Origin of the sequence: Halomonas sp. MCCC 1A11062 (assembly GCF_021404355.1) — a bacterium.
GTDB classification, from domain to species: Bacteria; Pseudomonadota; Gammaproteobacteria; order Pseudomonadales; family Halomonadaceae; genus Halomonas; species Halomonas aerodenitrificans.
In genome coordinates, this window is record NZ_JABFTW010000004.1 from 157,935 (window position 1) to 170,159 (window position 12,225).

Consider the following 12,225-nt stretch of genomic DNA (forward strand, 5'->3'; position numbering starts at 1 on the left):
GGCATTCGCCATGCCGAATGGAACGGCGGCCTGTGGTCGGTGTTGGATCATACCAGCCCGATGCGGCGCTTGTAGTCAACCTGTGTTTTCTGTAATACCCCTACAGCACCTGCGACCATCCTGCGATTGCCCCCCACGAGCCCGGACGGGATAATGAACAGGAATTCCCGATTACCAGAGAGGCTTCACGTGAGTCAGCAACCCCTCGAGACCGTCTTCCAGGAATGGCACGACAATCAGGCGCTTGCCGAGCAGATGATCCCCCTGATCGGCAGTCTGTATCGTCACAACAACGTGGTCACCACCCTTTACGGGCGCTCGCTGTTCAATCGCTCGGTGATCCGTATCCTGAAGGACCATCGTTTCGTCAGGAAGGTTGAGGGCACCGAACTCTCGGTGCAGGATACCCTGCCGCTGGTCCAGGCCATGACCGAGCTCAACCTGGGTCCGGCTCACGTCGACGTGGGCAAGCTGGGTGTGGCCTTCAAGAAGCGTGGCGGCGGTGACGCCAAGGCCTTCCTGCGTGAAGAGCTCGCCGAGATCGTCGATGGCCACGACTCCAGCGGCAACAACGGTCAGTCCAAGGACGTGGTGCTCTACGGCTTCGGCCGTATCGGTCGCCTGCTGGCGCGGGTGCTGGTGGAAAAGGCCGGCGGTGGCAACCTGCTGCGCCTGCGCGCCATCGTCGTGCGCGGCCGTGGCGACATCGCCAAGGACCTCGAGAAGCGTGCCAGCCTGCTGCGCCGCGACTCCGTCCACGGGCCCTTCGACGGTACCATCAGCGTCGACTACGAGGCGCGTACCATCACCGCCAACGGCAACGTCATCCAGGTGATATACGCCGACAAGCCGAGCGACATCGACTATACCGCCTATGGCATCGACAACGCCGTGGTGGTCGACAACACCGGCATCTGGCGCGACGAGGCAGGCCTGGGCCAGCACCTAGAGTGCAAGGGCGTGTCCAAGGCGCTGCTCACCGCGCCGGGCAAGGGCGACATCAAGAACATCGTGTTCGGCATCAACCACGGCGACATTGCCGCGGACGACACCATTCTCTCGGCGGCTTCGTGTACCACCAACGCCATCGTGCCGGTGCTCAAGGTGCTCAACGACGAGTACGGCATCGAGACCGGCCACGTCGAGACGGTGCATGCCTACACCAACGACCAGAACCTGATCGACAACTACCACAAGGGCGATCGCCGCGGTCGCAGCGCGCCGCTCAACATGGTGCTGACCGAGACCGGTGCTGCCAAGGCGGTGGCCAAGGCGCTGCCCGAACTGGGCGGCAAGCTGACCGGCAACGCGATTCGGGTGCCGATCCCCAACGTCTCCATGGCCATCCTCAACCTGACCCTGGGCCGCGAGACCGATGCCGAGGCGCTCAACGACTACCTGCGCCGCATGTCGATCGACTCCTCCTACCAGAAGCAGATCGACTACGTCGACTCGCCCGAGGTGGTGTCGTCCGATTTCGTCGGCAACCGCCATGCCGGTATCGTCGACGCCAAGGCGACCATCGCCAACGGCAGGCAGGCGGTGCTGTATGTCTGGTACGACAACGAGTTCGGCTACAGCTGCCAGGTGGTGCGTATCCTGCAGCACATCTCCAACGTGCATTTCCTCAAGCTGCCCCGCGCTCAGGCTTGAGTCAGGCGACACAGCCGAATTCCCGACCCGATGGGTCGGGAATTTCTGACCTGAGTCACCTTCATTTCACGTCGGCCGGTACCGCCCAGGTGCCGGCCGTCGCCTTCGAGGCTGCTTGAACTTCATGAAACGAGCGCCTTTCAACGCCTTTTGAACCCTTCTCGAGGCAGGCGCCGAGCGGCTTCGTTACCCCTTTTGCGACCTTAGGTCGTGTGGCCTTTGGTCGCGCTTGTCTTTATAATGCTGGGGATTTTTTCGGGGTGGTCCGAAATGCCTTCGGGCCTGACTGGTAACGTACTGAACTCAACAAGAATTCGAATCCATTCGAACCCCTTTCCTTCGCATTTCCGATCCATCAACTGGGCGAGACTATGATCGAAGTCAAGAAAGGCCTGGATCTCCCCATCATGGGGACGCCCGAGCCGCGCATCGAGGATGCGCGAGCCGTGCGTCACGTGGCTATCCTGGGCACCGACTACGTCGGCATGAAGCCGACCATGGAGGTCCGGGAAGGGGACAAGGTGAAACTGGGCCAACTCCTCTTCACCGACAAGAAGAACGAAGGCGTACGCTTCACGGCCCCGGCGGCCGGTGAGGTCATTGCCATCAACCGCGGCGAGAAGCGCAAGCTGCTTTCCGTGGTGATCAAGATCGACGAGAACGAAGAAGCTGTCGAGTTCACGGCTCATGGCCGCAACGGGCTCGAGAGCCTGGATCGCCAGGTCGTGGTCGATCAACTGGTCGAGTCGGGGCTGTGGACCGCGCTGCGTACGCGTCCCTTCTCGCGCACACCGGCCATCGACGGCGTGCCGGCCGACATCTTCGTCACCGCGGTCGATACGCATCCGCTGAGCCCGAATCCCGCCGATATCATCAACGAACAGCCCGAGGCGTTCGAGGACGGTCTCAAGGTGCTGGCGCGGCTGACCAAGGGCAAGGTGTATCTGTGCACCGCTCCCAGTGCGCCGATTCCCGGTGGCGACGTCAATGGCGTGCAGGTCGAGACCTTCGCCGGTCCTCATCCGGCGGGCCTGGTCGGGACCCACATTCACTACCTGTCGCCGGTCGCGCTGCACAAGAAGGTGTGGCACATCGGCTACCAGGACGTGATCGCCTTCGGCAAGCTGTTCACGGAAGGCCGTATCGAGACCAGCCGAGTGGTGGCGCTGGGCGGTCCACGTGCCGAGAAGCCGCGCTTGCTGCGTACGCGAATCGGTGCCAGTACCGAGGAACTGTTGGCGGGTGAAATCCTCCAACCCGAAGGTACGCGGGTGATCTCCGGTTCGGTGTTCTCCGGATTCACAGCGGAAGGCGGGCTGCGCTACCTGGGCCGCTTCCACAATCAGGTGACCCTGCTCGAAGAGGGCAACAAGCGCGCCTTCATGGGCTGGCTCTCGCCGGGCGCCAACCGCCACTCCGTGCTGGGCATCTACCTGTCGAAGTTCAAGGGACTCTCCAACTACGCGCCCAATACCTCCACCAACGGCTCCGAGCGGGCCATGGTGCCGGTTGGCGTCTACGAGGAGGTGATGCCGTTGGATATTCTGCCGACCCAGCTGCTGCGCTCGCTGATCGTCGGTGACATCGAGGTGGCCATGCAGCTCGGATGCTTGGAGCTGGATGAAGAGGACCTGGCGCTGTGCACCTACGTGTGCCCGGGCAAGTATGAATACGGTCCCATCCTGCGTGACAACCTCACCATGATCGAGAAAGAGGCCTGATGATGGGTATCCGACAGACGCTCGACAATCTCGAACCGCATTTCCACAAGGGTGGCAAGTACGAGAAGTGGTATCCGCTCTACGAAGCAGTGGACACCATCTTCTATGCTCCGCCAAGCGTGACCAAGACCACGGCCCACGTGCGTGACGGCGTCGACCTGAAACGCATCATGATCACCGTGTGGCTGTGTACCTTCCCGGCCATGTTCTTCGGCATGTGGAATGCCGGCTGGATGGCCAACGTGGCGATCGCCGACGGCTACGCCTCCATGGGCGGCTGGCGTGAAGCGATTCTCATGACCCTGGCCGGTGGCCACAATCCGGACAGCCTGTGGGCCAACTTCGTGCTCGGTGCGACCTACTTCCTGCCCATCTACCTGGTGACCTTCGCGGTCGGCGGGTTCTGGGAAGTGGTCTTCGCCGTCAAGCGTGGTCACGAGGTCAACGAAGGCTTCTTCGTCACTTCGGTTCTCTACGCCCTGATTCTGCCGGCCACCATCCCGCTGTGGCAGGTGGCGCTCGGCATCACCTTCGGTGTAGTGATCGGCAAGGAGATCTTCGGCGGTACCGGAAAGAACTTCCTCAACCCGGCGCTGACCGGCCGTGCCTTCCTCTACTTCGCCTATCCGGCGCAGATCTCGGGCGATGCCGTGTGGGTGGCCGCCGATGGCTTCACCGGTGCGACTCCGCTGTCCATTGCCTTCCAGGAGAGCATGGCCGACCTGACCAGCCAGTACAGCTGGTGGGATGCCTTTATCGGCTTCGTGCCCGGCTCGGTGGGTGAGGTATCGACGCTGGCGATATTCCTTGGGGCCGCGGTATTGCTATGGACCAAGATCGCCTCGTGGCGAATCATGCTCGGGGTGTTCCTCGGCATGGTCGCAACCAGTGCGCTCTTCAACCTGATTGGTTCCGACACCAACCCGATGTTCGCCATGCCTTGGTACTGGCACCTGGTGATCGGCGGATTCGCCTTCGGCATGGTGTTCATGGCCACCGATCCGGTATCGGCTTCCATGACCAACCAGGGACGACTGATCTTCGGCGCTCTGATCGGCGTGATGACGGTGCTCATCCGCGTGGTGAACCCGGCATTCCCCGAGGGAATCATGCTGGCGATTCTGTTCGCCAACCTGTTTGCGCCGCTGATCGACCACTTCTTTGTTCAGGCCAACATCAAGCGCCGCATGCAGCGCACCGGTGTGCCGGCCGAGGAGACTGCCTGATGGCCCAGAGCAACAACTCCATCAAGAAGATTCTGACGGTGGCGTTCGCACTCTGTATCGTGTGCTCCGTCATCGTCTCCACCGCCGCGGTGGCGCTGCGCCCCATGCAGCAGCTCAACGTGGAACTCGACCGCAAGACCAACATCCTGCGCGTGGCCAATCTCCACGAGCCGGGCATCGACGTGGAAGCGGCCTTTGCCGAGATCACGCCGCGTGTGGTGGACATGCGTACCGGTGAGTACACCGACGAGTTCGATGCGGAGACCTTCGACCACTTCCAGGCGGCTCGCGATCCGGCTACCGGTCGTACTCTGTCGGGCGATCGCGATATCGCCGGGCTGACCCGCGTCGAGAACTTCGCTACCGTCTATCTGGTGGGTGACCCCGAGAACCCCGATCAGATCATCCTGCCGATTCGCGGCCAGGGCCTGTGGGGGCTGATGCGCGGTTACATGTCCATCGAGGGCGACGGTAACACCATCGTTGGTATCACCTATTACGAGCACAGCGAAACGCCCGGACTCGGCGCCGAAGTCAACAACCCGCGCTGGCAGGCACAGTGGGAAGGCAAGCGTATCTTCGCCGACGAAGAGAGCGTGACCCCGGCCATTCGCGTGGCGCGGGGCAGCGGCACTGGCGATCACCAGGTGGACGGTCTGTCAGGTGCTACCCTGACCGCCAATGGTGTGACCAATATGCTGCAGTTCTGGCTGAGCCCGGAAGGCTTCGGTGAGTATCTGGCAAGATTCCGTACCGGAGTCGAGCCGGAGGAAGCTCAGGAAGCCGATGTCGAACTCGAAGCTGAAGCTTAAGGAGCGATCATGTCAGCCGTTACTCCCAAGAGCGTTCTCACGACGCCGCTGACGAGGAACAACCCCATCGCCCTGCAGGTGCTTGGCATCTGTTCGGCTCTGGCCGTGACCACCAGCATGAGCGTGTCGCTGGTCATGACCCTGGCGGTAATCTTCGTCTGTGCGTTCTCGAACCTGTTCGTCTCGCTGATTCGTCAGCACATTCCGTCGTCCATTCGCATCATCGTGCAGATGACCATCATCGCTTCGTTGGTCATCGTGGTGGATCAGGTGCTCAAGGCCTTCGCCTACGAGATGTCCAAGCAGCTGTCGGTGTTCGTCGGCCTGATCATCACCAACTGTATCGTGATGGGGCGCGCCGAAGGCTTTGCCATGCAGAACACGCCGGGACTGTCGTTCCTGGACGGCATCGGCAACGGTCTGGGCTATGGCCTGATCCTGATGCTGGTCGGCTTTGTCCGTGAGCTGTTCGGCTCCGGCAGCGTGTTCGGCTTCACCGTGCTCGAGACGGTGCAGAACGGTGGCTGGTACGTGCCCAACGGTCTGCTGCTGCTGCCGCCGTCGGCGTTCTTCATCATCGGTCTGCTGATCTGGGCGATTCGCGGCATGCACCCGGAACAGGTCGAGGCCAACGAGTTCAAGATGAAGCACAACACCGAGCCGAAGGAGGCTGTGTAACATGGAGCACTATATTAGCCTTTTCGTCGCCTCGGTCTTCGTCGAGAACCTGGCCCTGGCGTTCTTCCTCGGTATGTGTACCTTCCTGGCCGTGTCCAAGAAGGTCTCGGCGGCCTTCGGTCTGGGCATCGCGGTCATCGTGGTACTGACCATCTCGGTGCCGGTCAACAACGTGATCTACAACGCGTTGCTGGCCGAAGGCGCATTGACCTGGACCGGCATCGCCGGAGCCGAGAACATCGACCTGTCGTTCCTGGGTCTGCTTTCCTACATCGGCGTCATCGCCGCACTGGTGCAGATCCTCGAGATGTTCCTCGACAAGTACGTACCGGTGCTCTACAACGCGCTGGGTGTGTTCCTGCCGCTGATCACCGTGAACTGCGCCATCCTCGGTGGCGTGCTGTTCATGGTCGAGCGTAACTACGGCTTCGGCGAGTCCGTGGTCTACGGCCTCGGCTCTGGTGTGGGCTGGGCGCTGGCGATTACCGCCCTGGCAGGTTTGCGCGAGAAGCTCAAGTACAGCGATGTGCCGGGTGGCCTGCAGGGCCTTGGCATCACCTTCATCACCGTGGGTCTGATGTCGCTGGGCTTCATGTCCTTCTCCGGCATTCAGCTCTGAGCCAGGGTGCGTCTCCGGCGATGCCAGGCATCGCCGGAGTGCAGGTTACTCACAGCAAATAGGAAACCGACATGGTTGGAACAACTGTCATCTTGCTCGGTGTGTTCATGTTCACCGCGGTCGTCATCGGCCTTGTCCTGGTGATCCTGGCCGCCCGCAGCAAGCTCGTGAGCACCGGGGACGTGACCATCGAGGTCAACGGCGACCCCGAGCACACCATCACTACCCAGGCCGGTGGCAAACTGCTCAACACGCTGGCGGCCAACGGTATCTTCCTTTCCTCTGCCTGCGGCGGCGGCGGCTCCTGTGCCCAGTGCAAGTGCCGCGTGGAGGAGGGTGGCGGCGCCATCCTGCCCACCGAGGAATCCCACTTCACCATGCGTGAGAAGAAGGACGGCTGGCGGCTCTCCTGCCAGGTGCCGGTGAAGCAGGACATGAAGGTCGAGGTTCCCGAAGAGGTCTTCGGCGTCAAGAAGTGGGAGTGTGAGGTCATCTCCAATCCCAACGTGGCGACCTTCATCAAGGAACTCAACCTCAAGCTGCCCGAAGGCGAGAACGTCGACTTCCGTGCCGGCGGCTACGTTCAGCTGGTGGCGCCGCCCTACGACATCAAGTTCTCCGACTTCGATATCGAGGAAGATTATCGCGGCGACTGGGATAAGTTCGATCTGTTCAAGATCTCCCACAAGAACAACGAGGAAGTCATCCGCGCCTACTCCATGGCGAACTACCCGGAAGAGAAGGGCATCCTCAAGTTCAACATCCGTATCGCCACGCCGCCTCCCGGCACCAGCCATCCGCCGGGTCTGATGTCGACCTACGTCTTCAATCTGAAGCCGGGCGACAAGGTCACCGTGATGGGGCCCTTCGGTGAGTTCTTCGCCAAGGATACCGACGCCGAGATGGTGTTCGTCGGTGGCGGTGCGGGCATGGCCCCGATGCGTAGCCACATCTTCGACCAGCTCAAGCGCCTGAGTTCCAAGCGCAAGATTTCGTTCTGGTACGGTGCGCGCTCCTGGCGCGAGACCTTCTACAACGATGAGTACGATCAGCTGGCCGAGGAGTTCCCGAACTTCGAGTGGCATCTGGCGCTGTCGGATCCGCTGCCCGAGGACAACTGGACCGGCCCCACCGGGTTCATCCACAACGTGCTGTACGAGAACTACCTCAAGGACCATCCGGCCCCCGAGGATTGTGAGTACTACATGTGTGGGCCGCCCATGATGAACGCATCGGTGATCAAGATGCTGCTCGATCTGGGTGTGGAACCCGAAAACATCCTGCTGGACGACTTTGGCGGATGATGCAGCTCGCCCACGGGCGACTCTCCGGGCTGGCCCTTTACGGGCCGGCCCTGTTCTTTCTCATGCTGTCATCCTTTCTGCTCAGTGCCTGCCGCCAGCAGCTCGACGAGCAACTCTATCAGGGTACGGCGCTGGGAACGGGCTACCATATCACCCTCTATGCCGACCTCGGAGCGGGCCATGCCGCCGAGCTCGAAGCCGGCATACAAGGTGAATTGGCAAACCTCGAAGCGCAACGTGAGGTACTGATCAGGGCCAGCGTTTCCGCGTTCTCGCCGCTCTGGGTGGCGCCTTCAGCGGCACTGCAACATGAGGTGGATCGACGTTTCCAAGCGTTGGCTGTCGACCGTCTGACGCTATGGCTGGGCCACCATGCCGTTGCCCCCGTCGCCGTGCTGGTCGAGGTGGGTGGGGTCATGCGGAGCTCAGGTACGCCGCCTGGCGGCGCCTGGCGTCTTTCGCTCGAACAGCCTGGCCTGCCAGTGCCCGAAGGAGCGCGCCATGTCCGCCTGCAGGACGCCGCGCTGGTGCATCGGTTCGTGCAGCAGGAGGCCGCAGCCCCCCTCGTTACACCGGCGACGCCGCTTTCCGTCAGCGTCATCGCAGCGGATGCCGGCACGGCCATGCGAGAAGCCAGTCTGCTGATCCACGCCGGGCCCGAGGAGGCCATACGGCTGGCCGATGAGCTGGATAGCGCGGCCAAGGTTGTTGTCAAGAGACCACAGGGCATTGAAATCCATCACACAGCGGCACTCGAGCCTTGGCTCGTTCGTTAGCCGCCAGGAGCTTCATCAATGAGTACTTTTCTCGTCGTTCTGGGCTTCATGCTGTTGATCATGGCCGCCATGGCGATTGGAGTGATCCTGGGGCGCAAGCCCATCGCCGGCTCCTGCGGCGGCCTCAACCAGCTCGGTCTCAAGGAGGGATGTGACATCTGCGGAGGCAAGGATGAAGTCTGCGAGGAGGAGAATCGCAAGCGCAAGGGGCTGGCGAGCGAGCGCCGCAGAAGCGATGAGAGTCGTGGCGCCGACCTTGGCTACGATGCCACTCGCCGTTGAGCCGCTACGTGCTGCTGAGCCGTATGCCGTTGGGTCATGGCGACAAGTGAACGCCGGCACCTGACATCAACAAGGGAAAGGAGACGCAAGAGCCCATGGCAGTCCATAACTACGACGTGGTGGTGATCGGTACCGGACCGGCCGGCGAGAGTGCCGCCATCAATGCAGCCAAGCACGGCAAGCGGGTCGCGGTCGTGGAGAAGCAGCCCGTTCTCGGGGGCAACTGCACCCATTGGGGCACGATACCCTCCAAGGCGCTTCGCCATCAGGTCAAGCAGATCATGCAGTTCAACACCAACCGCATGTTCCGCGATATCGGCGAGCCACGCTGGTTCTCCTTTCCCAGGGTCATGGAACGCTCGCGTATGACCATCGACCAGCAGGTCGAGATGCGCACCAAGTTCTATGCCCGCAACCGCATTGACCTATACAGCGGTGTGGCGCGCTTCAAGGATGAGCACACCCTGCTCGTTCGCGACCGCCAGGAGGCGCTGGAAGAACTGGTGGCGCAGAAGATCATCATCGCCACGGGGTCGCGCCCCTATCGTCCGGCCGACATCAATTTCCGCCATCCACGTATCTACGATTCCGACACCATTCTCAGCCTCTCGCATACGCCGCGTACGCTGGTGATCTTCGGCGCCGGTGTGATCGGCTGCGAGTATGCCTCCATCTTCTCGGGGCTGGGCGTCAAGGTCGACCTGATCAACAACCGCGACCGGCTGCTCTCCTTCCTCGACGATGAAATTTCCGATGCGCTTTCCTACCATCTGCGCAAGCATGGTGTGCTCATCCGCCACAACGAAGAGTACGAGCGTGTCGAAGGGGACGACTCCGGCGTCGTGGTCTATTTGAAATCGGGCAAGAAGCTGCGCGCCGATGCCTTCCTGTGGGCCAACGGCCGTACCGGCAATACCGACGAGCTGGGTCTCGAGAACATCGGCCTCGAGGCCAACGGGCGCGGTCAGCTGCAAGTCGATGATCATTACCGCACCGCCATTCCGCACATCTATGCCGCCGGTGACGTGATCGGCTGGCCCAGCCTGGCCAGTGCCGCCTACGATCAGGGGCTCAACGCCTGCGACGAGCTGCTCGAACGAGACTATCGCTTCGTCAATGAGGTGCCGACCGGTATCTATACCATCCCCGAGATCAGCTCCTTCGGTCGAACCGAGCGCGAGTTGACCGAGGCCAAGGTACCCTATGAGGTTGCCCAGGCCTTCTTCAAGGATACTGCACGTGCCCAGATCACCGGTGACACGGTAGGGATGCTGAAGATACTCTTCCATCAGGACACGCTGGAGATCTACGGCATCCACTGCTTTGGTGACCAGGCTTCCGAGATCGTGCATATCGGTCAGGCCGTGATGCAGCAGAAGGGCGAGGCCAACACCTTGAAGTACTTCGTCAACACCACGTTCAACTACCCGACCATGGCGGAAGCGTACCGGGTCGCGGCACAGAACGGGCTGAATCGGGTGTTCTGAGGTCCATCTCTATTTCATACCAATACACGATATTTCTCATTCCGCGCCGGCTGAAAAGACCGGCGCTTTTTTGTGCCCATATATCGTACTTCCGCAGTTCCTTGTTTGCCTTTTTAACGGCTCTGCTCTTGGCGGCTTGTTCATCTGAACTTCGGTAAGGATGGTAAAGGCATCCCTCTCCGGCATAGCCGAATGATGACGAAAAAGCATGAGAAAAATGATATACGCAGCCGCGATCAAGCTGTGTGATCTTATGTATCTGAAGGAAATATGGCTGAACGATGAAGATTTGGTTAGCGGTGTACGACAAGTGGATGACGACTCGGTGTGCAAGGCAAGGAGAGGGCCTGATGACTCCTGGGCGGTAGCGTGCCAAGGGAAGCACTGAACAAATCGACGAGCGAGATGAAGTGGCTAGGTTCGTTCCCGACGAACCAACGCACTTCCCACATCCCTGTGGGTCGCAAGGCGCACGGAGCACAGTACCGAGCGAAGTGACAAACAGCCGTAGGCTGGCCCCGAAGGGGCGAGAAGCCGCAGGCTTCGAGTCAACCGGAGCATATGGGGTATATGTGAGGATTCCGACGGTCCGACGCTTCGGCACCGCGCAACGCAGTGATTCGCTCGCGCAGGCATTTGTGCAGCGGTTCCCAAGGAGTGGCTGGAAAAAAGGCGCTCAAGTATTGATATCTGGGTGTTCGCTGGAGGGCATCATGGAGTCTGCAGGCAGTCCTTTGTTCAGCGTTGTCGTGCCGGTTTATAATAAAGCGAAATACCTCGATGAGGCGCTTGGCTCCCTGTTTGTACAAACCTTCAAAGACTTCGAGATAGTAGCGGTGGACGATGGCTCCACCGACGGCTCGCTGGAGCTGTTGGAGCAGTACCAGGCGCAGGGAAAGCTGCGTTTGTATCAGCGTCATCAGCCAGGGCCCGGTGGGTACGCGGCTAGAAACCATGGCGCACGATTGGCAAAAGGCCAATGGCTGCTCTTTCAGGATGCCGACGATGGGTGTTCACCCGATCACCTGGCCCAATTCAACGAGAACATCCAGCGCACCGAGGGCAGGCCAATCAAGCTGTATGTGAATGCCTATGCCAAGTTGCGGGGCGACAGAGCCGAGCCAGCCGTGGCTTATCCTCATGAGGGGGAGATTTCCAGACAACAAGGACTCGAGCTGTTCTCGCGCTCGGATTACATCCATATGAACGGGGCTTGTATCGAGAGAGCGGCGTTCCTCGAGAGCGGTGGCTTTCCGGCAGGCGTATACCGAAGGGGCGGTGATGTCTATTACTGGATCCGCATGCTAGCGATCTTGGAGAAAACGCATTACAACCGAAAGATTACCAGTCAGTGGAAGATAGATCATTGCGGTATCAGCAATGATATAATTAATCTCGCTCATATTCATCCGGCCAGAGACGCACTGTCTTCTCTTTCGGGGAGGCTCTCCTGGCGAGAGGCTTACTACGCCAGAAAGGCGATAAACAGGAAGCTGGTCTCCTGGAGCGTAGAGAAAAGAATGCATGGCATGAAAGTGACGGAGGATATCGCTAGTCTCTACCTGAGTGCACTTTCTGTGAAACAGTTGCTGCATTGCATGATGCTGCTATTGCCCCGCAATGTCTTTCAAAATTTCCGTTCGCTGGTAGCCAAGCACCAATAGGGG

Annotated in this window: 11 protein-coding genes; all 11 read left to right on the plus strand. The window is 60.5% G+C overall.

The window, feature by feature from the left end; genetic code table 11:
* Positions 1-189 precede the first annotated feature (189 nt).
* The 11 genes from HOP58_RS06160 (at position 190) to HOP58_RS06210 (ending at position 12,222) form a co-directional block, all read left to right on the plus strand.
* Positions 190-1,653, plus strand: coding sequence for a glyceraldehyde-3-phosphate dehydrogenase (locus HOP58_RS06160; RefSeq protein ID WP_234254800.1), 1,464 nt, complete (start codon positions 190-192; stop codon positions 1,651-1,653).
* 371 nt (positions 1,654-2,024) lie between these two features.
* Positions 2,025-3,374, plus strand: a complete 1,350-nt coding sequence (locus HOP58_RS06165; protein WP_234259821.1) for a Na(+)-translocating NADH-quinone reductase subunit A — start codon at positions 2,025-2,027, stop codon at positions 3,372-3,374.
* Positions 3,374-4,600 carry an NADH:ubiquinone reductase (Na(+)-transporting) subunit B gene (locus tag HOP58_RS06170; RefSeq protein ID WP_010629075.1) on the plus strand — a complete coding sequence of 409 codons (1,227 nt, stop codon included), beginning with the start codon at positions 3,374-3,376 and terminating at the stop codon, positions 4,598-4,600. The genes HOP58_RS06165 and HOP58_RS06170 overlap by 1 nt, the downstream gene beginning before the upstream one ends.
* The gene (locus HOP58_RS06175) at positions 4,600-5,412 is read left to right on the plus strand and encodes a Na(+)-translocating NADH-quinone reductase subunit C (protein ID WP_010629074.1); all 813 of its coding nucleotides are present in this window, start codon (positions 4,600-4,602) and stop codon (positions 5,410-5,412) included. Before HOP58_RS06170 ends, HOP58_RS06175 begins: the two co-directional genes overlap by 1 nt.
* A gap of 9 nt (positions 5,413-5,421) precedes the next feature.
* On the plus strand, positions 5,422-6,090 hold the full coding sequence (locus tag HOP58_RS06180) for an NADH:ubiquinone reductase (Na(+)-transporting) subunit D (protein WP_010629073.1): 669 nt from the start codon (positions 5,422-5,424) through the stop codon (positions 6,088-6,090).
* A gap of 1 nt (position 6,091) precedes the next feature.
* Positions 6,092-6,709, plus strand: a complete 618-nt coding sequence (nqrE, locus tag HOP58_RS06185) for an NADH:ubiquinone reductase (Na(+)-transporting) subunit E (RefSeq protein WP_010629072.1) — start codon at positions 6,092-6,094, stop codon at positions 6,707-6,709.
* 71 nt (positions 6,710-6,780) lie between these two features.
* On the plus strand, positions 6,781-8,013 hold the full coding sequence (nqrF, locus tag HOP58_RS06190) for an NADH:ubiquinone reductase (Na(+)-transporting) subunit F (protein ID WP_010629071.1): 1,233 nt from the start codon (positions 6,781-6,783) through the stop codon (positions 8,011-8,013).
* A complete protein-coding gene (locus tag HOP58_RS06195; protein WP_234254798.1) occupies positions 8,010-8,789 on the plus strand; it encodes a hypothetical protein in 780 nt (259 codons plus the stop codon). Before nqrF ends, HOP58_RS06195 begins: the two co-directional genes overlap by 4 nt.
* 18 nt (positions 8,790-8,807) lie before the next feature.
* Positions 8,808-9,071: a (Na+)-NQR maturation NqrM gene (gene nqrM, locus HOP58_RS06200; RefSeq protein ID WP_010629069.1), complete on the plus strand. Its 264-nt coding sequence runs from the start codon at positions 8,808-8,810 to the stop codon at positions 9,069-9,071.
* Between the two features lie 95 nt (positions 9,072-9,166).
* Positions 9,167-10,558 carry a Si-specific NAD(P)(+) transhydrogenase gene (sthA, locus tag HOP58_RS06205; protein ID WP_010629068.1) on the plus strand — a complete coding sequence of 464 codons (1,392 nt, stop codon included), beginning with the start codon at positions 9,167-9,169 and terminating at the stop codon, positions 10,556-10,558.
* Positions 10,559-11,271: 713 nt separating this feature from the next.
* Entirely contained in the window at positions 11,272-12,222 is a 951-nt protein-coding gene (locus HOP58_RS06210) for a glycosyltransferase family 2 protein (RefSeq protein WP_234259822.1), read from the plus strand.
* Positions 12,223-12,225: the final 3 nt, after the last annotated feature.

Coding starts and splice junctions, on each gene's coding strand:
- HOP58_RS06165 (WP_234259821.1), top strand. CDS start 2,025: ATGATCGAAGTCAAGAAAGGCCTGGATCTCCCCATCATGGGGACGCCC.
- HOP58_RS06170 (WP_010629075.1), top strand. CDS start 3,374: ATGATGGGTATCCGACAGACGCTCGACAATCTCGAACCGCATTTCCAC.
- HOP58_RS06175 (WP_010629074.1), top strand. CDS start 4,600: ATGGCCCAGAGCAACAACTCCATCAAGAAGATTCTGACGGTGGCGTTC.
- HOP58_RS06180 (WP_010629073.1), top strand. CDS start 5,422: ATGTCAGCCGTTACTCCCAAGAGCGTTCTCACGACGCCGCTGACGAGG.
- nqrE (WP_010629072.1), top strand. CDS start 6,092: ATGGAGCACTATATTAGCCTTTTCGTCGCCTCGGTCTTCGTCGAGAAC.
- nqrF (WP_010629071.1), top strand. CDS start 6,781: ATGGTTGGAACAACTGTCATCTTGCTCGGTGTGTTCATGTTCACCGCG.
- HOP58_RS06195 (WP_234254798.1), top strand. CDS start 8,010: ATGATGCAGCTCGCCCACGGGCGACTCTCCGGGCTGGCCCTTTACGGG.
- nqrM (WP_010629069.1), top strand. CDS start 8,808: ATGAGTACTTTTCTCGTCGTTCTGGGCTTCATGCTGTTGATCATGGCC.
- sthA (WP_010629068.1), top strand. CDS start 9,167: ATGGCAGTCCATAACTACGACGTGGTGGTGATCGGTACCGGACCGGCC.
- HOP58_RS06210 (WP_234259822.1), top strand. CDS start 11,272: ATGGAGTCTGCAGGCAGTCCTTTGTTCAGCGTTGTCGTGCCGGTTTAT.